This is a genomic window from Nonlabens arenilitoris, from assembly GCF_002954765.1.
GTDB lineage: Bacteria > Bacteroidota > Bacteroidia > Flavobacteriales > Flavobacteriaceae > Nonlabens > Nonlabens arenilitoris.
Map to the genome: position 1 here is coordinate 3,058,120 of NZ_MTPW01000001.1, position 22,089 is coordinate 3,080,208.

22 protein-coding genes are annotated in these 22,089 nt (G+C 35.2%); 17 read left to right on the forward strand and 5 right to left on the reverse strand.

Annotated features, from left to right (window positions below; all coding sequences use genetic code 11):
- Positions 1 to 41 precede the first annotated feature (41 nt).
- The 6 genes from BST92_RS13665 (at position 42) to scpA (ending at position 6,721) form a co-directional block, all read left to right on the forward strand.
- Positions 42 to 857 (forward strand): TrmH family RNA methyltransferase, encoded by an 816-nt coding sequence (locus BST92_RS13665; protein WP_105071963.1) that lies wholly within the window; start codon positions 42 to 44, stop codon positions 855 to 857.
- A gap of 44 nt (positions 858 to 901) precedes the next feature.
- Complete coding sequence (locus BST92_RS13670) at positions 902 to 2,140, forward strand: M48 family metallopeptidase (protein WP_105071964.1); 1,239 nt, start codon at positions 902 to 904, stop codon at positions 2,138 to 2,140.
- Positions 2,141 to 2,256: 116 nt separating this feature from the next.
- Positions 2,257 to 2,874 (forward strand): uridine kinase, encoded by a 618-nt coding sequence (gene udk / locus BST92_RS13675; RefSeq protein ID WP_105071965.1) that lies wholly within the window; start codon positions 2,257 to 2,259, stop codon positions 2,872 to 2,874.
- 10 nt (positions 2,875 to 2,884) lie between these two features.
- Positions 2,885 to 3,220 carry an FtsB family cell division protein gene (locus BST92_RS13680; RefSeq protein ID WP_105071966.1) on the forward strand — a complete coding sequence of 112 codons (336 nt, stop codon included), beginning with the start codon at positions 2,885 to 2,887 and terminating at the stop codon, positions 3,218 to 3,220.
- The gene (locus tag BST92_RS13685; RefSeq protein WP_105071967.1) at positions 3,213 to 4,595 is read left to right on the forward strand and encodes a methylmalonyl-CoA mutase subunit beta; all 1,383 of its coding nucleotides are present in this window, start codon (positions 3,213 to 3,215) and stop codon (positions 4,593 to 4,595) included. Before BST92_RS13680 ends, BST92_RS13685 begins: the two co-directional genes overlap by 8 nt.
- Positions 4,595 to 6,721 carry a methylmalonyl-CoA mutase gene (gene scpA, locus BST92_RS13690; protein ID WP_105071968.1) on the forward strand — a complete coding sequence of 709 codons (2,127 nt, stop codon included), beginning with the start codon at positions 4,595 to 4,597 and terminating at the stop codon, positions 6,719 to 6,721. Before BST92_RS13685 ends, scpA begins: the two co-directional genes overlap by 1 nt.
- Here scpA and BST92_RS13695 read toward each other — a convergent pair whose 3' ends face one another.
- The 4 genes from BST92_RS13695 to BST92_RS13710 form a co-directional block, all read right to left on the reverse strand.
- On the reverse strand, positions 6,722 to 7,435 hold the full coding sequence (locus BST92_RS13695) for a DUF6503 family protein (RefSeq protein WP_105071969.1): 714 nt from the start codon (positions 7,433 to 7,435) through the stop codon (positions 6,722 to 6,724). It abuts the gene before it with no gap.
- Between the two features lie 117 nt (positions 7,436 to 7,552).
- Complete coding sequence (locus BST92_RS13700; RefSeq protein WP_105071970.1) at positions 7,553 to 8,278, reverse strand: hypothetical protein; 726 nt, start codon at positions 8,276 to 8,278, stop codon at positions 7,553 to 7,555.
- Positions 8,279 to 8,303: 25 nt separating this feature from the next.
- Entirely contained in the window at positions 8,304 to 8,999 is a 696-nt protein-coding gene (locus BST92_RS13705) for a hypothetical protein (protein ID WP_105071971.1), read from the reverse strand.
- 117 nt (positions 9,000 to 9,116) lie between these two features.
- Positions 9,117 to 9,467: a 4Fe-4S binding protein gene (locus BST92_RS13710; RefSeq protein ID WP_105071972.1), complete on the reverse strand. Its 351-nt coding sequence runs from the start codon at positions 9,465 to 9,467 to the stop codon at positions 9,117 to 9,119.
- A gap of 37 nt (positions 9,468 to 9,504) precedes the next feature.
- On the opposite strand from BST92_RS13710, the gene BST92_RS13715 reads away from it, so the two are divergent.
- From BST92_RS13715 to BST92_RS13730, 4 genes are all read left to right on the forward strand, one after another.
- A complete protein-coding gene (locus BST92_RS13715) occupies positions 9,505 to 10,602 on the forward strand; it encodes an acyl-CoA reductase (protein ID WP_105071973.1) in 1,098 nt (365 codons plus the stop codon).
- Between the two features lie 71 nt (positions 10,603 to 10,673).
- The gene (gene serC / locus BST92_RS13720; RefSeq protein WP_105071974.1) at positions 10,674 to 11,732 is read left to right on the forward strand and encodes a 3-phosphoserine/phosphohydroxythreonine transaminase; all 1,059 of its coding nucleotides are present in this window, start codon (positions 10,674 to 10,676) and stop codon (positions 11,730 to 11,732) included.
- A 129-nt stretch (positions 11,733 to 11,861) separates the two neighbouring features.
- Complete coding sequence (locus BST92_RS13725) at positions 11,862 to 12,821, forward strand: D-2-hydroxyacid dehydrogenase (RefSeq protein WP_105071975.1); 960 nt, start codon at positions 11,862 to 11,864, stop codon at positions 12,819 to 12,821.
- 124 nt (positions 12,822 to 12,945) lie between these two features.
- Positions 12,946 to 13,443 (forward strand): YehS family protein, encoded by a 498-nt coding sequence (locus BST92_RS13730; protein WP_105071976.1) that lies wholly within the window; start codon positions 12,946 to 12,948, stop codon positions 13,441 to 13,443.
- Positions 13,444 to 13,494: 51 nt separating this feature from the next.
- Here the strand turns inward: BST92_RS13730 and BST92_RS13735 are convergent, their stop codons facing one another.
- The gene (locus tag BST92_RS13735; RefSeq protein WP_105071977.1) at positions 13,495 to 16,767 is read right to left on the reverse strand and encodes a cytochrome c biogenesis protein CcsA; all 3,273 of its coding nucleotides are present in this window, start codon (positions 16,765 to 16,767) and stop codon (positions 13,495 to 13,497) included.
- A gap of 86 nt (positions 16,768 to 16,853) precedes the next feature.
- Between BST92_RS13735 and BST92_RS13740 the strand changes: the two genes are divergently transcribed.
- The 7 genes from BST92_RS13740 to BST92_RS13770 all read left to right on the forward strand — a co-directional run bounded on the left by BST92_RS13740 (position 16,854) and on the right by BST92_RS13770 (position 22,067).
- Complete coding sequence (locus tag BST92_RS13740) at positions 16,854 to 17,651, forward strand: Rossmann-like and DUF2520 domain-containing protein (RefSeq protein WP_105071978.1); 798 nt, start codon at positions 16,854 to 16,856, stop codon at positions 17,649 to 17,651.
- Positions 17,641 to 18,174, forward strand: a complete 534-nt coding sequence (locus BST92_RS13745; RefSeq protein WP_105071979.1) for a KdsC family phosphatase — start codon at positions 17,641 to 17,643, stop codon at positions 18,172 to 18,174. The genes BST92_RS13740 and BST92_RS13745 overlap by 11 nt, the downstream gene beginning before the upstream one ends.
- Before the next feature lie 33 nt (positions 18,175 to 18,207).
- Complete coding sequence (locus BST92_RS13750; RefSeq protein ID WP_105071980.1) at positions 18,208 to 19,119, forward strand: geranylgeranylglycerol-phosphate geranylgeranyltransferase; 912 nt, start codon at positions 18,208 to 18,210, stop codon at positions 19,117 to 19,119.
- Between the two features lie 2 nt (positions 19,120 to 19,121).
- Entirely contained in the window at positions 19,122 to 19,703 is a 582-nt protein-coding gene (locus BST92_RS13755; RefSeq protein ID WP_105072288.1) for a Maf family nucleotide pyrophosphatase, read from the forward strand.
- A 357-nt stretch (positions 19,704 to 20,060) separates the two neighbouring features.
- Positions 20,061 to 20,771, forward strand: a complete 711-nt coding sequence (locus tag BST92_RS13760) for an SDR family oxidoreductase (RefSeq protein WP_281257039.1) — start codon at positions 20,061 to 20,063, stop codon at positions 20,769 to 20,771.
- Positions 20,772 to 20,793: 22 nt separating this feature from the next.
- Positions 20,794 to 21,198 carry a DoxX family protein gene (locus BST92_RS13765; protein WP_105071982.1) on the forward strand — a complete coding sequence of 135 codons (405 nt, stop codon included), beginning with the start codon at positions 20,794 to 20,796 and terminating at the stop codon, positions 21,196 to 21,198.
- 26 nt (positions 21,199 to 21,224) lie between these two features.
- Positions 21,225 to 22,067 (forward strand): DUF6503 family protein, encoded by an 843-nt coding sequence (locus BST92_RS13770; protein ID WP_105071983.1) that lies wholly within the window; start codon positions 21,225 to 21,227, stop codon positions 22,065 to 22,067.
- Positions 22,068 to 22,089: the final 22 nt, after the last annotated feature.

Consider the following 22,089-nt stretch of genomic DNA (forward strand, 5'->3'; position numbering starts at 1 on the left):
TGGTTTTAAATATCACTTAAAATCCACTTACCTTTGTGTTAATGAAACATATTACTAGTCCACACAACGCCATTATACGTCATGCAGAGTTATTGCAACGTAAGAGTAAAGCACGCAAAAAGGAAGGACTCTTTCTTGTAGAAGGGCAACGCGAGATTATGCTGTGCGATCAAGGTGGTTTTGAGTTACAACAATTACTAGTTTGTGGATCAATCCTTTTAAATACTGAAGATTTTGAGGCTAATGATATCTATAATAAAATAAATATCAATAGCAAGCCAGAAGTTATATCAGTTACCCAAGAAGTCTATGAGAAATTAGCTTACAGAACCGGTACTGAAGGCGTTATCGCTTTTGCTAAAGCAAAATCTCAACAACTACAAGATTTAAAGCTATCTGAAAATCCTTTAATCTTAATAGCAGAATCACCAGAAAAACCTGGTAACCTAGGTGCCATATTAAGAACTGCAGATGCTGCAAAAGTGGATGCCGTTATCATCGCAAATCCTGTGGCAGACCTTTTTAATCCTAATGTAGTACGATCTAGTGTAGGTTGTGTATTTACCGTTCCTGTTGCAACAGGTACAACGAGCGAAGTAGTGGAATTCTTAAAGTCAAAAAACATCAACTTATATGCAGCTACTTTACAAACTAGTGAACGCTATGATGTCATGGATTATACTACCGGTAGCGCCATTGCACTGGGTACTGAGGCAACTGGATTATCTCAAGAAATGCGAGATGCTGCCTTGAAAAACATAATTATCCCTATGAGTGGTGCAATAGACTCTATGAACCTATCAGTGAGTGCAGCCATATTGATATTTGAGGCCAAAAGACAGCGCGATTTTAAATAATTAAAAGCTTCTTATTTACCATTACATTTGTGAAAAATTAATCCATGGACGCAATTTCATTGTTCTATCTTATTATAGGAATACTTGTTTTTGATTTTATATTAGATCAACTATTAGCTTACCTTAATTATACCTGGTATTCTAAAGATATACCGCAAGAATTGAATGATGTTTATGATGCTGATGAGTATACTAAATCTCAAGAATATAAAAAGACCAATTACAGATTCAGTTTGATTAGCAGTAGTGTTTCATTCACAGCTATTTTGATTTTTTTGTTCTATGATGGATTTGCTATAATAGACAGTTGGGCTCGTACTTTAGTAAATCACGATATACTAGTTGGCTTATTATTCTTTACTGTAATTGCAGCAGCAGGCGAGATCATCTCGCTACCTTTCTCCTACTATTCTACTTTTGTGATTGAAGAAAAATTTGGTTTCAATAAAACGACACTTAAGACTTTTATCATTGATAAGATTAAAGGTTGGTTATTAACAGCAATCTTAGGTGGCGCAATCTTATCGCTAGTTATAGTTTGTTATAACTGGGCAGGAGAAAACTTTTGGTGGTATGTATGGATTTTAATATTTGCAATATCGCTATTAATGAATATGTTTTATGCTAGATGGTTTGTACCATTATTTAATAAACAAACACCACTAGATGAAGGTTCCTTAAAAGCCGCAATTGCAAATTATGCACAAGGAGTAGGCTTTCAACTCGATAAAATTTTTGTGATTGACGGCAGCAAACGATCTACTAAGGCAAATGCATATTTCAGCGGTTTTGGTAGTGAAAAACGGGTTACACTTTATGATACCTTAATATCTAAACTAACTGAAGAAGAAATAGTTGCCGTACTCGCACACGAGGTAGGTCATTATAAAAGAAAACACATCATTTATAACCTCATTGCTAGTACAGTAACGACAGGATTTACACTATGGCTATTTTCGTTATTTGTAGATAGTATTACTTTATCTCAAGCACTAGGTGTTACAATACCATCATTTCACGTTGGTCTAGTAGCCTTTGGTCTTCTCTACTCGCCTATCTCTACGATTACTGGAATTGTGATGAGTTCGCTTTCGCGAAAATTTGAATACGAGGCTGATGCATATGCACAAAATACCTATTATGGTAAACCACTCATCACTGCCTTAAAAAAATTAAACAAAACCAGTTTAAGTAATCTTACACCGCATCCAGCATATGTGTTTTTCAATTATTCGCATCCTACTTTATATCAGCGTATGATGGCCATGAAGAATAAGCTTTGATAAATCACTAGATTCAATTAGTCATAATTAAATCAAAAAATGAATTGAAGTTCACATTATACTTGGAGTTTAAATTCGAGTTCAAATACCTATTTTTGCACAAATAAAAAAATCAAATGCTTATATTAGGAATAGCTGGTGGTACTGGAAGTGGGAAAACCACAGTTGTAGACCAGATGGTACATACTTATCCAGATCACGATGTAAACGTTATCTCTCAAGACTCCTATTATAAAGACACTTCTCATTTAAGTTATGAAGAACGTGTAAAAATCAACTTTGATCATCCTGGCAGTATCGACTTTGAATTACTAGAAAAACACTTACTAGAACTTAAAGAAGGAAAAACAATTGATCAACCAGTTTATTCTTTTGTTGAGCACAATCGTACTGGTGAGGTTGTTAAAACAGCACCTTCTAAAGTAGTCATCGTTGAAGGTATATTAATCCTTACACAACCACGTATAAGAGACCTTTTTGATATTAAAGTCTACATAGACTGTGATAGTGATGAGCGCTTAATACGTAGATTAAAGAGAGATATCGCAGATCGTGGACGTGATCTTACAGAAGTTCTAGATCGTTATCAAAATACCTTAAAACCCATGCATCAGCAGTTTATAGAACCTACTAAGGCCTATGCAGATGTGATTATACCTACCAATAGATTTAATACAGTAGGTGTTCAAATCTTAAGAGGTATAATCGACCAGCGATTAGCTGAATTTTCTTAAATTTCACATAATGAAGTGGAATCAATTAAAACAGAATAAATACTGGAAAGTTTTTACTAATAAGTACGTACTTATCAGTATCATATTTGTGATATGGATTCTGTTTTTAGATGCAAATGCTTGGCTAACCTCGCATAGAGAACTAGATCAACAAATTGCAGAAAAAGAACAAAATGTCGATTTCTATAAACGCGGTATTCAGAAAGATCAAAATAGAATTAAAGCATTGAAAGATAGCGCTGGTATTGAAAAATTTGCCCGTGAACGCTATTTAATGAAACGAGAAAATGAAGAAGTGTTTATCATACAGCACGCAGATTCCTTAAAAAAAGACACAAATGAGTAATCGATTGTTTGAAGATTTTGAACCGGTATCAGAAACGGCCTGGAAACAAAAAATCCAGATGGACCTTAAAGGTGCTGACTATAACGAGACCTTAGTCACTAAAACTAATAGTGGAATCGATATTAAACCAATATATCACAGTGACAGTGCTCCACAATTAAACATTCCTGCTCGCGCTACAGATAACTGGTTTATCTCGCAAAGAATCTATGCTGGTAATGCCACGGCAGCAAACAAAAAAGCAAAAGACGTTTTAAAACGCGGTAGTGAAGGTGTACTTTTTGTTATACCTAATAAAGAAATTGACCCAACGGTTTTACTTAAAGGATTACCAGAATATGGAATTCAAATCCATCCACAATTTATGGATTTGGATTATATAAAACAGGTGCATGGTATCAACCCAAAAGCTTACGTGCACATTGATATAATCAATCAATTAGCAAGTGATGGAAACTGGTTCAATGATTTAAAAAAGGATCATTACAACTATGCTGAGTTCATTAAATCGTTCTCAGGATACTTTTCTCAGTTCACTGTAAACACGAGTTTGTATCAAAACGCAGGAGCTACTACAACTCAAGAATTAGGCTATTATGCCGCGCATTTAAACGAGTATTTAAATCACTATTGCGATACCAGTAAAGAGCATGATGCAGGTGTTTATGACGCTTACGCGAAAGCAGAAAAAAGGATTAACATTGACACCACCATAGGTAGTAATTACTTTATGGAAATAGCAAAATATAGAGCATATCGGTTAATAACCAAAGCTATAGGCAACCTCTATAGTATTGACTTAAAATGCTATATTACAGCAAGTCCAAGCCATCGAAATAAATCATTACTTGACTACAATGTAAACCTATTACGCACCACGACAGAATGTATGAGTGCCGTTTTAGGTGGTGCAGATACCGTATATAATTTACCTTATGATGAGTTCTTTAATAAGGAAAATGAGTTTGGAGATCGCATAGCGCGCAATCAACTACGTATCTTAAAAGATGAAGCATATTTAGAAAAAATAAACAATGCTGCAGATGGATCTTACTACATCAACACACTAACAAAACAACTCACTGAAAAAGCAATTGAGCTTTTCAAAACGATAGAACGTGGTGGCGGTTTTGTACAATCATTATTTGAAGGCACCATACAACGTAAAATTAAAGAAAGTGCCACTCAAGAATTAAATGATATAGATAATCAAAAGAAAATTATGGTAGGCGTAAATAAGTATCCTAACGCTGATATGCCACTACAAGATGAGTATGAACTATATCCATTTGTAAAAGCAAATCCTCGTAAAACATTGATAGCACCTATTGTTCCTACCCGATTAGCAGAGTCTATTGAAAAAGCACAGATGTAATGAAAAGAAAAGATATCTCACAAATAACAATCGATTTCGATTTTGCTACGTCTCAAAATGCTGATATACCAGCTTATGAAACATCTGAAGGAATTGATATTAAAAAATATTATTCTAAAGATGATATTGCTGATTTAGAACATTTAAATTATGTGGCTGGACTAGCACCTAATTTGCGTGGTCCCTACTCTACTATGTATGTAAGACGTCCATGGACCGTACGTCAATATGCAGGTTTTTCTAGCGCAACAGAATCTAATGCTTTTTATAGACGTAATCTCGCTGCTGGACAGAAAGGCTTATCTGTCGCCTTTGATCTGGCAACTCATAGAGGTTATGATTCTGACCATGATCGTGTAGTTGGTGATGTGGGGAAAGCTGGAGTTGCTATCGATAGTGTTGAGGATATGAAAGTCTTATTTGATGGGATTCCGCTTGATAAGATGTCGGTTTCTATGACTATGAATGGCGCGGTATTACCTATTATGGCATTCTACATAGTAGCGGCGATGGAGCAAGGCGTAGATCCTAAATTACTAAGCGGTACGATTCAAAACGACATACTTAAGGAATTTATGGTGAGGAATACCTATATCTATCCGCCATCTCCTAGTATGCAAATTATCTCAGATATCTTTGAATACACCAGTAAAAACATGCCTAAGTTCAACTCGATTTCTATATCCGGTTACCACATGTATGAAGCTGGAGCCACAAGTGACATTGAGCTTGCTTACACACTAGCTGATGGACTTGAATATGTGCGCAAAGGACTCGCTGCCGGAATGGACATCGACACTTTTGCTCCTAGACTATCCTTTTTCTGGGCCATAGGAATGAATCACTTTATGGAAATTGCCAAAATGCGTGCGGCACGTATGCTATGGGCTAAACTTATTAAACAATTCAATCCTAAAAATGCCAAGTCTCTAGCACTAAGAACACATTGCCAGACATCTGGTTGGTCACTTACTGAGCAAGACCCATTTAATAATGTGGCGCGTACGACTATCGAGGCTGCTGCAGCTGCTTTTGGTGGTACGCAAAGTTTACACACAAACGCACTTGATGAAGCTATTGCATTACCTACAGACTTTAGCGCACGTATAGCACGTAACACGCAACTGTTTTTACAAGAAGAAACTGGAATTACTAAAACAGTAGATCCTTGGGCTGGTTCTTACTACGTGGAGTCTTTAACAAATCAAATAGCTCACAAGGCTTGGGAACTCATTGAAGAGGTTGAAGAGCTCGGCGGAATGACCAAAGCGATTGAAGCTGGAATTCCAAAAATGCGTATTGAAGAAGCTGCCGCAAAAAAGCAGGCACGTATTGATTCTGGAATTGACACCATTGTTGGAGTCAACAAATATCCTAGTCCCGATGAGGATCTTATTGATACACTTGAGGTGGATAACGCTGCGGTACGTATCGAGCAAGTGAATCGTTTAAAGGACATAAAAGCTACTCGTAATACTGAAAAGGTTCAGAAAGCGCTTGAGAACCTAACAGATTGTGCTAAAAGCAAAAATGGTAACTTACTCGAACTTGCTGTAATTGCAGCCCAAGAGCGCGCTACTCTCGGTGAAATATCAGATGCACTGGAATCTGTTTATGGAAGATATCGTGCACAAATTAAAAGTGTTCAAGGAGTTTATAAAAAAGAGATTATGAATGATCCTGCTTTCGCGAAAGCGCAACAACTAGCCGACCAATTTGCTCAAAACGAAGGTCGTCGTCCTAGAATTATGATTGCTAAAATGGGACAAGACGGACATGATCGTGGAGCAAAGGTAGTCGCTACTGGTTATGCCGATGTAGGCTTTGACGTAGACATAGGTCCACTTTTCCAAACACCAGCTGAAGCAGCAAAACAAGCTGTAGAAAATGATGTACATATTTTAGGTGTAAGTTCTTTAGCGGCAGGACATAAAACACTAGTTCCTCAAGTAATGGATGAGCTAAAAAAATACGGCCGTGAAGACATTATGATCGTTGTAGGTGGCGTGATTCCACGTAAAGATTACCAGTTTTTATTTGACGCTGGAGTTGCTGCAGTCTTTGGTCCTGGAACTAAAATCAGTGAAGCGGCGATTGATATTTTAGGGTTATTGATGGATGAGTGATTAATTCGTTATTACATCCGTTCCTAAGAACTTATCATCTTTATTGTAATACCAGTTGCGCACTTTAGGCATATTGATATTGTTGACTTCGTGATTCTTTGATAGCAGAATGTACTCACCACTAGTTCTATCGATATCACCTTTTTGATCACGCTTGAAAAACTGATATATTTCCATTTTATAGGTCGTAGGGTCAAAGTAAAAGTACCACACATCACTACCTACATTTTCATCATACATCACCTCGAGCACCAGGTATTCTTTTCCGTTAAAAGTTTTACGCTCGACTTTATCTGTAATAATGGTTCCTGGATCTTCTAGCTTCATAGGTAATCCGTAGAGATAGGTGTAATAATCTTTCATGAAGACTGCTCGTTCCTCATCTTTAATTGTGGTTTCTAGTTGAGATATAGGCTTCTTCTCATTAATCTTAAGAACAGTGACTTCTCCTTTTTCAACAACGTAAGAGGTTGTGATACTATCACGATTTGCAACCAACGCAAAACGTTGCGCTGGTAGATTTATTTCTATATTACTGACGCGATCAGAATTCCTAGGAGTAGTCATAGTTACTTGAAAATAATCTTGAAACGTTTGCCAGTTTCCATCAGGATCATGATGTTGAATCGCCTTATCTAGCAATTGTTGTCCGGATAATTCTTGAGCTTGTAAGATAAAAGCGTTTAGAAAAAGTAGTACGAAAAAGAATCGCATAGTATAAATAATTTTAGAAACTTAAATTTAGAATATTAATTCCTTTAAAAAATTAAAATATGCTACAAATTCATTCACCTGTAGGTCCATTAGCTATTATAATTACTTTACTGTAATTTAGTTCCTTCTTGCTAATCTTCTAGCAAGACGCTTTTTATAAATCTTCAAACGGATACGCTGTACTCCACCACGTTGATCCTCGGGTATAGCCTCTATCCTAGCGATATCTCTTTTTAATCGGTCGATACTCGCTATATTATCACTAATCCTTATTCCTATGGCAACATTAAAATAATTACCATTATTAAATGTATTACTCAATGCTGGAGCTGTCGCTATTTTATAATCTACCATTTCAAAACTAGGACTAGCAAAAACAGATATGGCCGGTGTAAATTCGTATTCAATACTAGTCGTTAACCTGAATAGAGTTCCACTATCCCTAAATTTTGCGCCACCTTGAGCTGTTGTTTGACGATTCTTATTTTGGCTATATCCTATTCCTATGTCACCAGTAATATGCCATAAATTAGTAAAACGGTAATCATATCCAGCAAACAGGTATGCGTTGAATTTTGTAGCTCTATCATAATTACCAACGACTTCTACATCGTTAACTTTCATAAAATCATTTGATAAGGCTGCACCTATATAAAGACCTTTATAAAGATATGCCTGTGTGCGAATACCAAAGCCTAAACCACCACTTAAGCCATTGCCTATATAATTATCACCAATGGGTGCACCTCGCTGTATAAATAGATCTGTAACGTTCCTTCTTAACCGACTACTTTCTGGAGCAGAGATAGAATCTGTTTGTGCAAACAGGCTATTAGAAAGCAAAAGGATTATTGTACAAATAAACAATCTAAAATTGAACGACATAATTCTCTGTTGCATTAGTGATCATAAATTGCTCTGTAATTATAGCTCCTGTCGCATCTATATATTCTACAGTCATTGCGGACGGATACACCGTTTCAATATCGATAAAGGTATCACTAGCAGATTGATTAAAGGGTAAAAACTCTCGCTCTTCACACACCACATCAGTTGTGATCCCATCTTCGGTATATTGCGAGCAATTTAATGATTCAAAAGTAATGATAGCATTGAAAACATCTGTTACACCAGTAGTATTTGAAAAATTCAGGTTTACGATAGAAGACTGTTTTAAAATTTGTGTAGGTATATTGTATTCTAGTGTGCTCGCATAATTGCCATTACTGATACTAACATTACGTCTAGGGTAATCTATAGATGTCAGGCTAAAACTAGTCTGCTCATCTGTATTTACTAGCATTAAAAATGAAACCTCTCCATTTGAATCTGTGATGCCACTACCCAAGATAAAATCTTCGTTACTATCACTAAATTTTGTAAATGAGGCAGATTGAAAATCAAAAGAATAAAATCCGCTATACACAACGACTTCTACATTTTCCAAAGGATTATTAGATCCATCTAAAACAGTTGTAGAGAATAATGCTCTTTTATTATTATCAATTCTAGCCTCGCAAGAAATTAATAATATAATGAGACTTAAATACAAAAGATATTTCATGAAGTCGATTTTGCAATAGATGCAATTTACCTATAATAGTTGCGTGGTAGGCATAAAAAAAGCCACAAGAACTAAAAAGTAAAACTTGTGGCTTTAATAATTTAATAGAGTATTGCACTAGTCTTTATGCATAAAAGCTTGTTTAGCTCTTAGTGTCGCCTCATCTTCAACATGGTCATCATCTGGCACACAACAATCTACTGGACATACTGCCGCACACTGTGGCTCTTCATGAAAGCCTACACACTCTGTACATTTATCTGGTACAATGTAATAAAACTCGTCACTTACAGGCTCTTGTGTCTGATTAGAATCTACTTCTTTTCCATTAGGCAATACTACATTGCCGTCTAGATCAGTACCATCTGCATAGCGCCAGTCGTCTGCTGCTTCATAGATTGCGGTATTAGGACACTCAGGTTCACAAGCACCGCAGTTAATACATTCGTCTGTTATGATGATTGCCATAGCTGTTTTCTTTACTTTTGCACAAAAATAATGCCCATTGAACTCACTGGCAATTAATACCACGTTAAATGATAGAATTTCCGCTTTCGCGAAAGCGGGATCTCTACTCAACTCCTTTTTAAAACAGGAGCCTACAACAGCAACAGCAGCCATAGAGGCCGCTTTTTATAAAGCACAGTCCAAAAATTCTTGGTTCACAGATGAAAATCTTAACCATGCATTTGAACAATGGGCACTAGCTCTTACCGTAGAAACACTCACTTCCTGGACTAATGCTTATAATCTTGAAGATATTAACTCTAAAGTTGTTGCCATTATAACAGCTGGAAATTTACCTTTAGTGGGATTTCATGATGTGCTATCGGTTATCATTACAGGTCACCATGCTATGATTATAAATAGTAGTAATGATGATGTCCTTACACCTATGTTATTACAACTGGCTACTGATTATTTACCAGAACTATCTCAATCATACAGTTATAATGATGGTAGATTAACTGGTTATGATGCTGTTATAGCTACAGGTAGTGATAATACTGCACGATATTTTGAATACTATTTTGATTCAAAACCTCATATTATACGTAAAAACAGAAATAGTATAGCTGTACTTACTGGTACTGAAACTATTGAGCATATGGAAGCCTTGAGCAAGGACGTGTTCAACTACTTTGGATTAGGATGTCGTAGTGTTAGTCACTTAATGGTACCTCGTAATTATAATTTTGACTTATTCTTTAATGGGATGTTTAAACAACAGCATCTTATAAAAAATGAAAAATATGTCAACAACTATGATTATAATAAAGCTGTCTATTTAATGAGTGAATTTGACTTACTAGACAATGAGTTTTTATTAATTAAAGAAGAAAATGATAGTTACAGCTCACCGATAGCATCTTTAGGCTATAGTTATTATGATGATATCAATGATGTTGCAAAACAAATTAAAATAGATGCAGATAAGCTGCAATGCGTTGTGGCTCAAGGAGAAATAGCAAAAACTATTAAAGCAACTCTAGGAGATTTAACGGCACCTGCGGTGGTAGATTTTGGCACAACACAATGTCCTATGTTAAACGATTATGCAGATGGTGTAGACACGGTTAATTTCTTGTTGACATTATCTTAATCATTTATTGATTTCCTAATGTCCTTTGGGATGATAATTTGCATTTTTGTAATTATCGTAAACTCTCAATTATGAAAATCCATAATTTTTCGGCAGGACCATGTATTCTACCACAAGACGTATTTCAACAAGCATCAAAAGCTGTCTTAGACTTTAATGGTCTCAGTATTTTAGAAATATCGCATCGCAGTAAAGACTTTGTTGCGGTTATGGATCGTGCACAAGCATTAGCCTTAGAACATTTGGGACTTACTGATAAAGGTTATAAAGCTCTTTTTTTAGGTGGTGGTGCTAGTATGCAATTTTTAATGACTGCTTATAATCTATTAGAAAAAAAAGCGGCTTATTTAAACACTGGTACTTGGTCAGATAAAGCCATTAAAGAAGCAATAGCTTTTGGAGAAATAATAGAAGTAGCCTCTTCTAAAGATGCTAATTATAATTATATCCCTAAGGATTATGAGGTTCCAATTGATGCAGATTATTTTCATATCACAAGTAACAATACCATTTTTGGAACACAGTTAAAATCCATACCTCAAGTAGGTATTCCACTAGTTTGTGATATGAGTAGTGATATCTTCTCACGTCAGATGGATTTTACACAATTTGATTTAATATATGCAGGAGCTCAAAAAAATATGGGTCCAGCTGGTGCTACATTAGTTGTTGTTAAAGAAGATCTATTAGGAAAAGTGACACGTCATATTCCTTCTATGCTTAATTATCAAACACATATCAGTAAAGATTCAATGTTTAACACGCCACCTGTATTTCCTATATATGTAAGCATGTTAACCTTAGAATGGTTGAAAAATAATGGAGGAATTGAGGCCATAGAAAAAGTAAATAATGATAAAGCAGCTTTAATTTATGGTGAAATAGATCGTAATGAACTATTCCAAGGATTTGCAGCAGTAGAAGACCGTTCTAATATGAATGCTACTTTCTCTCTAAGAGATGAAACTCATAAAGAGCTTTTTGATACCATGTGGAAAGACGCAAGCATCAGCGGTTTAAATGGACATAGATCTGTAGGTGGCTATAGGGCAAGTATGTACAACGCACTACCTCTAGAGAGTGTTCAAATACTGGTAAATGTCATGCAAGAGCTTGAAAAAAAAGCATAGATTAAATTGACCACACCTTAACAAAATTGTGAAGGCTTGATAACTTTATAATATCAAACTATCAATTTGAAGAAAGCAATAAAAATAAATACAGTTGACAATTAACTGCCAACACCTAATAAAAGTAAGATGAGCAAAAAAGTATTAGCAAACGATGGAGTTTCACAAAGCGGAATAGAAAAGTTAACTGCAGCAGGTTATGAAGTGATTACCACAAACGTAGCACAAGACCAACTAGAAAACTATATCAACAAACATGAAATTGCAGTATTACTAGTACGATCAGCAACCACAGCTCGTAAAGAACTGATTGACAACTGTCCTAGCCTTAAAGTGATAGGTCGTGGTGGTGTAGGAATGGATAATATTGATGTAGAATATGCACGTGAGAAAGGCCTAAAGGTGATTAATACACCAGCCGCTAGTAGCGCCAGTGTGGCTGAGCTGGTTTTTGCTCACCTATATGGTGGTGTCCGTTTCCTTTACGACAGTAACCGCAATATGCCACTCGAAGGAGATACTAATTTTAAAGGATTGAAAAAGCAATATGCAAAAGGATCTGAACTTAGAGGTAAAACCTTAGGAATTATAGGTATAGGTCGCATAGGTCAAGAAGTTGCAAAAATTGCTGCTGGTGTAGGAATGAAAGTTATGGCACACGATTCTTATGCAGACTCTGCTCCTACCGTTTCTTGGGATTTATTTGATGGACAAACCGTTTCAGTGAAGATTCCATTAGTTAGTAAAGAAGAATTGCTAGTACAATCAGACTTTGTCACTTTACATGTTCCTGCTCAAAAAGATTATGTAATAAGCGAGCATGAATTCAATCAAATGAAAAAAGGTGCAGCAATCATTAATGCTGCCCGTGGTGGTGTTATAGATGAAGTTGCTTTAGTAAATGCATTAGAGTCTGAACATATATCATTCGCAGCACTAGATACATTTGAGAAAGAACCACAACCTGAAATGGTCTTACTTATGAATTCAAATCTATCACTTAGTCCACATATAGGTGCTGCTACTAATGAAGCACAAGACCGTATAGGAACTGAACTTGCAGATCAGATTATTGAAATTTTAGGATAAATAATCCCATAACTATAACTAGCCGAGAGTAACTACTCGGCTTTTTTGTGGAGTAATAATTACGCTTTCGCGAAAGCGTAACAAACACAACACTATCCTTATCTTTGTCATCCAATACTACTATATGGATAATAATGACATTTTAAGACGACTGAGATTTATACTCAATTTGAGTGATGATGCCATGATCGATACTTATGCAAAAGGTGGAGCACCTGTCACACGTGCCGAAGTAAGCGACTGGCTCAAAAAGGAAGAAGATGAGGATTTTAAAGAAGTCGTAGATGTTAATCTAGCTACGTTTTTAAATGGTGTAATTGTTAACTATCGTGGTAAACAAGATGGCGTGACTCCTGAAGCAGAAATGGTACTAGACAACAACACGATACTACGTAAACTTAAAATTGCTTTCAACTTTAAGTCAGATGAGCTTATTTACATCTGGAAAAAGGCAGACGTTGAGATTAGTGAAACAGAACTAAGTGCTTTTTTCAGAAAAAAAACACATGCCAAATACAAACATTTAAATGATCAGTATCTACGTAAATTTCTAAAAGGATTTCAAATCCAGCGCAAGACACAGCGCGAGAAAGAGGAAAGAAGAAACTCTTTTAAAAAATAAAAAAGCCTCATAGTAATTATGAGGCTTTTTTAATGTTTTATGTATTAACCACTATTGTTCGCGGTCTTTCTTTTTGAAAATTTTTCTCTCTTTAATATATGCAGGTATACCTATGGCAGCCACAAAAAGAACAAAGAACGCAACGTATTGTAGAGATAGAACTTGATCACCGCTTGCATAACTGTGCAATCCTGATAAGTAAAAGTTTACCCCAAAATATGTCATCAGTATTGATAAAAATGAAAGTATAGACCACAAATTAAATGTCCATCTACTTTTTAATCCAGGTACTAATCTTAAGTGAAGTACTATGGCATATACAAATATGCTAATCAACGCCCAAGTTTCTTTAGGATCCCAACCCCAATAACGTCCCCAACTTTCATTTGCCCACATACCACCTAAAAAGTTACCTATGGTTAACATAATAAGACCTATGGTAAGTGCTGCTTCATTGATATAAGTAAGTTGCTTGATATTTAAGTCCATGCGCTTTTTATTCTTATCGTTTGAAAAAATCATAAGTATAAAAGTGATAATCCCTAAAATCATTCCTAAAGCAAATGGACCATAACTCGCTACAATTACAGCAACGTGTATCATTAACCAGTAACTGTCTAACACTGGCTGTATGTTTGCCACATCTGGATCTAACCAGTTTAAATGTGCCACCCATAATACAATAGCTACAACAAAGGCTGCAGCGGCCATAGTTAATTCACTTTTACGGCCTAACAATAAACCAAATAACATAATAGCCCATGCCACATATAATAATGACTCATATGCATCTGACCAAGGCGCATGACCACTGATATACCATCTAGTAATCAAACCTGCCATGTGAACGATGAACAACCCTATAATAACTACTTTATGAAATTGAATAGCATAACGTAGTTCTTTCAACGGTTTCTTCATTAAAATTTCAGAAATCAATAAAAGGATTAAAAAGACCCCAAACCATGCATACCACATATATAGATTCCTGAAAACATCATATTTATTATATAGTATCTCTGCCTTTATCTTACTCTCGCTAGGCATTACTTCACCGCCATATGCTTTTTGGAAACGATTGAGACTTGCTAGGACTTGATCTGCCTCGCTGTAATCACCTTTAGCCTTTCCATAACGTAAAGTTTGTAAATAAGCTGGAATAAATTGTTTAGTTAATACCGAGTCTGTGGATTTAAATCCTGCGTCATTCAACTCTGGATAAGAATACCATTTATTGATAGGATCATTAGGTTTAGGGAATATTCTAATCATAGAACTAGAAACAACTTGATCTAATAATCCAAGATTAGAATTCACATCAATAAAATCTTTTTGAAAAGCATTTTTTCGATCTGATTGATTTGCTTCATCCAGATAAGGTGCCAGTTTAAATGCAATAAACTCGCCGTCTGGTGATCTAAAAAAGTCCATTCCAGCAGCATATTTTCTAGAACGATCGATACCTAAAATATCTCTAATAGAATCGTTTCCTCTTTTTAATCTAATAAGTGGAACCTCATACCATAGGTTACCGAACTGCATCATACTTAACAGCGTCTGTTCTGGTGATAAACGCACAATACTATCTCCTACCGTTGCTTCATAATAATCACGCTCTGATATCTTACGTAATAATTCAGAAGCTAGCGTGCTAATAGGCTTCATTCTACCGTTATCTTGTATAATGACTTCACCAAATTTATCTGCTTGTTCTTGTGGTATCATGTTAGCTACAATGATACTATCTAATCTAGAAACAGGTGTTTCTCTTAACTTAGTGCTTGTAGCAGTAACTTCTTGATGCTCGCCAGGTGCATGATCATGACCTTCATGCCCGTCTTGTGCAAAAGTGAGAGAAGACATGAGTAAAATAAATACAGCTGTAACGTTCATTTTTGCCTTTCTTTTATTAACACGTCTTATCAATCGACCTAATTCACCAAAACGAGTATTAGGATCAAAAAGCAATGCTAGTAAACCTATATACAATAGATAATAACCGGCATAAGTTACCGTTTTACCCCAAAAATCGTGATTTACAGATAAGTGAGTTCCCAACTCATCTGGGTCAAATCCGGCTTGAAAAAAACGATAACCATCCTTATCAAGCACATTATTCATATATATGCGTTCTGCAGTACTACCATTATCGTCGTTTACTAAAACTTTACTCTCAAAAGCCGCATATGCTTTTTCAGTACCAGGATGCTTATCTGCTATAAAATCTTCAAGAGTAATTGAAAAAGGAAGCTCACGCATGATAGAACCATACTTAATGTAAAGATTCACTCCATTGACTTCAACATCTACATAATCAGACACTATACCTTTACCACCTAGCATTTCAATCTTCTTACTATCAGTACCAGATGTAACAGTCGCTTTAATTCCATAAGCCTTTGCAGCAGTAGGCTCTGGTGATTTGATAATCCCTACATTACCTGCTGTTATGGGTTCTGGAATTACAAACTGCATATTACCTATAGTGTATAATGATCTAAGGTTTAAAGTTTGAATACTATCTTTAAAAACCTCGCCTTGCATTTGATCTGCCATACGCATAAACTGACCTTCAAAAGGTGTTTGAATCGTATAACCGTTCCAGTTTTCTACTATATTGACTATATCTTCTGCAGCTGCAAGTTCTGGATCTAAATTAACTCCAAATAGCGTATTATGTATTAAAGCTTTCTCTCCGTCTTTTAATAAGTGATCATGACGCGTTCCCTGTCCAGCTTCAACTATTTTAAGGTAGCGTTCTTTACCATCTTCACTGGGTATTAAACCTTCAACAGCATCAAATATTAGTGTATCAATGGTAATGCTAATATCTTTATCATAAAACTCTTCATTTAACGAGTAACTATAATCATAAGGCGTGATTAACATTTTATCCTTTATTTCTCGCTGCATTTCCTGTCCATCTGGGCTCATACCTTGCATGATGACACTCATATAAGTCTCGTCTGAGTAAAATGCTTGCTCTGTACTTCCTTCACGTATCAGCATCATTCCTTCAAATGATATATAACGTGTAATTCCTGCGCCTATAATAATAAGAATCCAAGATAAATGTAAGGTAAGCGTTGCCCACTTTTTCCACTGTAACAATTGATAACGTTTGATATTACCTATAAAATTAAGTACTAACAAAAACATCATTGCACTAAACCACCATGCATTATAAATCCATTTTTTTGAAGTAGGTGTATCATAAATATGTTCTATCCATGTACCTACAGCCATGCTCAACGCAAATGCAAATAATAAAAAAGTCATGGTTCTAGTAGAGAAGAGTAACTTGACAATCCAGTGGTCTTTCATAGCGCTGTTTTACGGTTTGCAAAGATACTTTACAAAACCCGTTTCACCTAGCTTGTAGGTCGTTCCACAGTTTGTATTTTTACAACATGATGGAGATAATTGTAATCGGTACTGGTAACCTGGGCTTCAACCTATGTAAGGCTATTGAAAATCAGTATGTTATTAAGGATTCCGCTTTCGCGAAAGCGAAATGTAAGAACGTTAAAAATACCCTAAAATTAATAGGTTACTACAACACTAGTGCTACACGATTAGCTAGCTTACAGGCACCACTACTCGACTCTATCACATCCTTACCTAAAGCAGATCTTATAATTATCGCTACACCAGATGATTACATCACTAGTGTTAGTAATTCTCTTAATACTGATGCGATTGTCGCTCACACTAGCGGTAGTGTCGATTTACAGGCGGTTTCAAATCGTAACAACTATGGAGTATTTTATATTCCCCAAAGCTTTAGTAAGTCTAGAGAAATGAATTTTGAAGAGTTGCCTGTCTGTCTAGAATACAATAATGATATAGCACAGAAAGGATTAGAAACATTGGGTAATTGCTTGTCTAGTAAGGTTACTTATCTAGATTCAGAACAGCGTAGACGATTACATATTGCAGCAGTTTATATGAACAATTTTGTTAATCATTGTTATACTAAAGCTGACGAAATATTAAGTGATGCAAATATTGATGCCTCTTTACTATATCCATTGATGAATGAAACTCTTGCTAAAGCTCAAGAACTAAGTCCTTATGAGGCACAAACCGGTCCTGCTAGACGTAATGATGTGCAGACAATCACAAAACACCTCGAGGCATTAAAAACTAATGATCGCGCTATGTATGACGCGATAACAAATTCAATAAAAAACACTTATGGCAACTAGTTATAAAGAATTATTACACGAGATCACTACTTTTTTCTTTGATGTAGATGGCGTTCTCACCGATGGCAGAATGTTAATATCAGAAAGTGGCGAGTTATTAAGAACGATGAATGCCAAAGATGGTTATGCCATAAAAACTGCTCTACAGCAAGGTTTTAATATTTGTATTATTACTGGTGGCCGTAATAATGGAGTAAAGTCAAGATTAGAAGGACTAGGCGTTAAAGATGTATTTCTGGATGCGCATGATAAGATGAAGTACCTTCATCAATATGCTGCTGCACATGATTTAAAGCCTGAACAAATGCTTTATATGGGAGATGACATGCCAGATATTGAGGCTATCGAGTTTGTAGGTCTAGGAACCTGTCCACAAGATGCCATTGCCGAAGTTAAGGCCGTAAGCGATTATATATCACACAAGTATGGTGGTGATGGTTGTGTGCGTGATGTTATCGAGCAGGTTCTTAAAGTACAAGGTAAATGGAATGTGGCTGGTGGAAAGAATATTCAATCATCTTAAATAGATTATACACTTTCTACTCTTAAAACGACAATGCTTACATTTTTTAAATTAATTCGCTGGCCTAATGTTTTGATGACCATACTTACACAGTTGGTCATCGTGTATGCTATTTTAAATCCATCTGGTGTTGATATCGCGTTAAACTGGTGGCAACTTACATTACTTATTCTATCGACCGCATTATTAACTGCTGGTGGTAATGTTATTAATGATATACAAGATGTAGAAATCGACAAAGTCAATAAACCTGAAAAAGTTCTAGTAGGCAAAGTAATTAGCGAGAATAATGCGTTTACCATTTATGGTGTATTAACGATTATAGCTGTTATTGCCGGTTTTGCTCTTTCAAACAGTCTTGACAAACCTATCATGGCTACTGTCTTTGTATTTGTAGCTTTTATACTTTATATCTATGCTACCACTTTAAAAAGTATGCTTCTAATAGGAAACCTGATAATTTCCTTACTTGTTGGATTAGTAATTATGATAACTGGAATTTTTGAATTGTATCCAGTGATAACACCTGTCAATCAAGGCGCTCAACAGGTGATGTTGAAAATTTTATTTGATTTTGCAATAGGTGCATTTCTTATTAACCTAGCCCGTGAATGGGTAAAAGATTGCGAGGATATAAATGGAGATCATTCTGGTGGTAGAAATACGCTTGCAATTGCCATAGGCAGGATAAGAGCTGCACGAGTTACAAGTATTTTTCTATTAGGCGTTATAGCCTTATTTGTTTGGTACATCTATAATTACCTTTATCAAAATCAAATAGCACTATTCTACTTTGTATTTATCATTATCGCACCACTTATGTATGTGATGTTAAGGTTATGGGGTTCTGAAAAAACAGCCCAATTCAAACTGTTGAGTATGATTCTTAAAATCGTATTATTTGCCGGAATATGTTCCATGGCGGTCATCTCCCTAACTGTATAACTATGCTTCAAGAAAAATTTAAGAATACCGAAATCATTCTAGCGTCTCAATCACCGCGTAGACAAGAGCTATTAAAAGGTCTAAATATTGACTTTAAAATACAAACTAGACCTGTAAATGAAGTATATTCTAATGAATTAAAAGGCGCACAAATAACTGATTATCTATCAGTTTTGAAAGCCGACGCCTTCAAAAATGATTTAAAAGATGATCAACTACTAATCACAAGTGATACCATCGTTTGGTTTAATGATGCACCGCTGGAAAAACCTAAAAATGATCAGCATGCTATCGATATGATTAGCTCAATGAGTGGTCAAGTACATGAAGTATTTACATCAGTTTGCTTTACTTCTACTTCAAAACAAACCGTGATCAATGATTGTACTAAAGTGCATTTTGCCGAATTGACTTTAGAAGAGATTGAATACTACGTTAAAACATACCAACCTATGGATAAAGCCGGTGCATATGGTATTCAAGACTGGTTAGGCTATGCAGCGGTTACCAGGCTTGAAGGTTGTTATTATAATGTTATGGGATTGCCGCTGCCTAAGGTATATGGGTTTTTAAAGAATTATTAAAATGAAAAAATCATTCTATTAATCATCATTCTATCCATTGCATTGGGGACACTTTTTTACTTCTCACGTATTTCCTTTCAAATAGACGCCTTTAAATTAAAAATATGGGCCAGTGAGGTATTATTTTTTCTAGTAATAGGAGCTATTAGTGGCTTTATCTCGTTAAGGCATAGCAAACGATGGAACCAGAAAAAAGATGAAAATCAATAATTATTTACACAAACTTGATGTGATTACGCTTTCGCGAAAGCAAACTTAAAATTTCTAAAAAGTTAAAATGTTATACGATTACTAAACGATTGTTTAGTTTTATAATTCATAAAAACTAGAATTATAAAACTAAAAAAGAAAACCATTATTGTTACCAGTTCTTCCAAAGGAATAGGTAAAGAAGTTGCTCTTCTACTCGCTAAAAATGGTGCAGAAGTAGTAATCAATTATCATTCAAATGAAGACGCCGCAAATAAAACAGTAGAAGAAATACATCATCTAGGCAGTAATGCCATAGCAATTCAGGCAGATGTTAGCGTTAAAGCTGATTTCACTAGATTATTTGATACTGCAATAGAGACCTATGGTAAAGTCGATGTACTTATTAATAATGCTGGTATTATGATCAATAAGCATGTTAAGGATTATACCGAAGATGATTTTCAAGCTATTTTAAATGTCAACCTTAAAGGAGTTTTTAATGGTCTTCAAGAAGCTGATGAAAATTCAGCAGATAACGGTAATATCATTAATTTCTCTTCTAGCACCGTAAAAATGATGTTACCTACTTATGGATTATACTCTGCATCTAAAGCAGCTGTAGAACAATTAACTCGAGTTTTTTCTAAAGAAGTAGGTCGTGGTATTTCAGTTAATTCAATTGCTCCAGGCCCTACAGAAACAGAATTGTTTTTAGAAGAAAAATCAGAAGACTTTATTGAAAATCTTAAAAGAATGTCTGCCTTTAATCGCATTGCAGTTCCAATAGATATCGCAAAAGTGGTTTTATTTCTCGCCAGCGACGATTCAAAATGGATATCTGGTCAGGTCGTTTTAGCAAACGGCGCCATCATTTAAATAATAAATCAAACACTTAAATATGAAAAATAAATATCTTACGTATTTACTAATGCGTCTTATAATAGGAATTAGTATGCTAGGTCACGGATTAGTACGTATTCCTAAAATTGAGGCTTTCAGTAATGGAATGGCTGCAAAATTTAGTGAATCTATCATCCCTGCATTTATGGTAGAACCTTTTGGTTATTTTCTAACTATAGCCGAGTTTCTGTTGGGCTTCTTAATAATCATAGGCTTATTTACTAGACAAGCGTTAACAGGTAGTATTATCACAATGTGTTTATTAGTACTAGGTAGCACCATGATTGAAAACTGGACCGTGATTAACTCACAGCTTATTCATGCTGCTGTTTTTGCATTTCTATTATGGAATATTGATTATAATAACAATTCTGTAGACCATATCATTAAAAGTAAAAACTAAGCATAACTCTATTTATCTATAAAGACATGAAACAACTACTTACCATAACTTTTATCGCTACTTTACTATTTACAGGTTGTAAAAAGAAACAAGAATCAGCCGTTTCTAGTAAAAATCTAATAAATATTTCCAATACAGAGCCTATTTTTATGAATGATGCTCATCAATTAGTATACGAGATGGTTCAAAAAGTTGGTAATCATGATCAACTTCTAAAGAAACAGAATGTTGTCTATAGCTATACCTATGAAACACCTGATGGGAAGATAGACCAGTCCATTGAAATGTATCAATTTAAAGGCGAACTTTCTCAAGGAACCTATATTAAACATGAACGCACTTTCCCTGATTTAACTGGAACTATTATACAAGGATACGATGGAACTAACTACTGGCTCAATCATAATAACAATAATATTATAGATGAACAAAGATTAAAAAGAGTCGCTTTTAATAGACCTACTAATTATTACTGGTTCACAATGATGCCTAAATTACTAGATCCAGGTATAAATTATGAATATGTAAAGGAAGAGACTATAAACAATAATACCTACGATATCGTCAAAGTATCATTTGAATCTGCAGATAATTCACCCAAGGATATTTATCAACTGTATATCAATCGCGATACAAAATTAGTAGACCAATTTTTATTTACTGTTGCAGACTTCAATAAAATGAAACCTTCCTTAATGCAAATGGAATATGAAAATATTGATGGATTGTTAATACCTACTAAAAGAAAATATAAAGCATCTGACTGGCAAGCAACGATAACAGATGCTCCTTGGATTCATGTAAATTGGACAAATATAAAATTCAACAATGATATAAATGACCAAGACTTTCAGAACAAAGCCATATAGTTCAAATCTTTACATACTAAAA

Coding starts and splice junctions, on each gene's coding strand:
- BST92_RS13710 (WP_105071972.1), bottom strand. CDS start 9,467: ATGGCAATCATCATAACAGACGAATGTATTAACTGCGGTGCTTGTGAA.
- BST92_RS13725 (WP_105071975.1), top strand. CDS start 11,862: ATGAGCAAAAAAGTATTAGCAAACGATGGAGTTTCACAAAGCGGAATA.
- BST92_RS13750 (WP_105071980.1), top strand. CDS start 18,208: ATGCTTACATTTTTTAAATTAATTCGCTGGCCTAATGTTTTGATGACC.
- BST92_RS13730 (WP_105071976.1), top strand. CDS start 12,946: ATGGATAATAATGACATTTTAAGACGACTGAGATTTATACTCAATTTG.
- BST92_RS13685 (WP_105071967.1), top strand. CDS start 3,213: ATGAGTAATCGATTGTTTGAAGATTTTGAACCGGTATCAGAAACGGCC.
- udk (WP_105071965.1), top strand. CDS start 2,257: ATGCTTATATTAGGAATAGCTGGTGGTACTGGAAGTGGGAAAACCACA.
- BST92_RS13770 (WP_105071983.1), top strand. CDS start 21,225: ATGAAACAACTACTTACCATAACTTTTATCGCTACTTTACTATTTACA.
- BST92_RS13695 (WP_105071969.1), bottom strand. CDS start 7,435: ATGCGATTCTTTTTCGTACTACTTTTTCTAAACGCTTTTATCTTACAA.
- BST92_RS13705 (WP_105071971.1), bottom strand. CDS start 8,999: ATGAAATATCTTTTGTATTTAAGTCTCATTATATTATTAATTTCTTGC.
- BST92_RS13665 (WP_105071963.1), top strand. CDS start 42: ATGAAACATATTACTAGTCCACACAACGCCATTATACGTCATGCAGAG.
- BST92_RS13765 (WP_105071982.1), top strand. CDS start 20,794: ATGAAAAATAAATATCTTACGTATTTACTAATGCGTCTTATAATAGGA.
- BST92_RS13745 (WP_105071979.1), top strand. CDS start 17,641: ATGGCAACTAGTTATAAAGAATTATTACACGAGATCACTACTTTTTTC.
- BST92_RS13680 (WP_105071966.1), top strand. CDS start 2,885: ATGAAGTGGAATCAATTAAAACAGAATAAATACTGGAAAGTTTTTACT.
- BST92_RS13740 (WP_105071978.1), top strand. CDS start 16,854: ATGATGGAGATAATTGTAATCGGTACTGGTAACCTGGGCTTCAACCTA.
- scpA (WP_105071968.1), top strand. CDS start 4,595: ATGAAAAGAAAAGATATCTCACAAATAACAATCGATTTCGATTTTGCT.
- BST92_RS13670 (WP_105071964.1), top strand. CDS start 902: ATGGACGCAATTTCATTGTTCTATCTTATTATAGGAATACTTGTTTTT.
- BST92_RS13755 (WP_105072288.1), top strand. CDS start 19,122: ATGCTTCAAGAAAAATTTAAGAATACCGAAATCATTCTAGCGTCTCAA.
- BST92_RS13735 (WP_105071977.1), bottom strand. CDS start 16,767: ATGAAAGACCACTGGATTGTCAAGTTACTCTTCTCTACTAGAACCATG.
- serC (WP_105071974.1), top strand. CDS start 10,674: ATGAAAATCCATAATTTTTCGGCAGGACCATGTATTCTACCACAAGAC.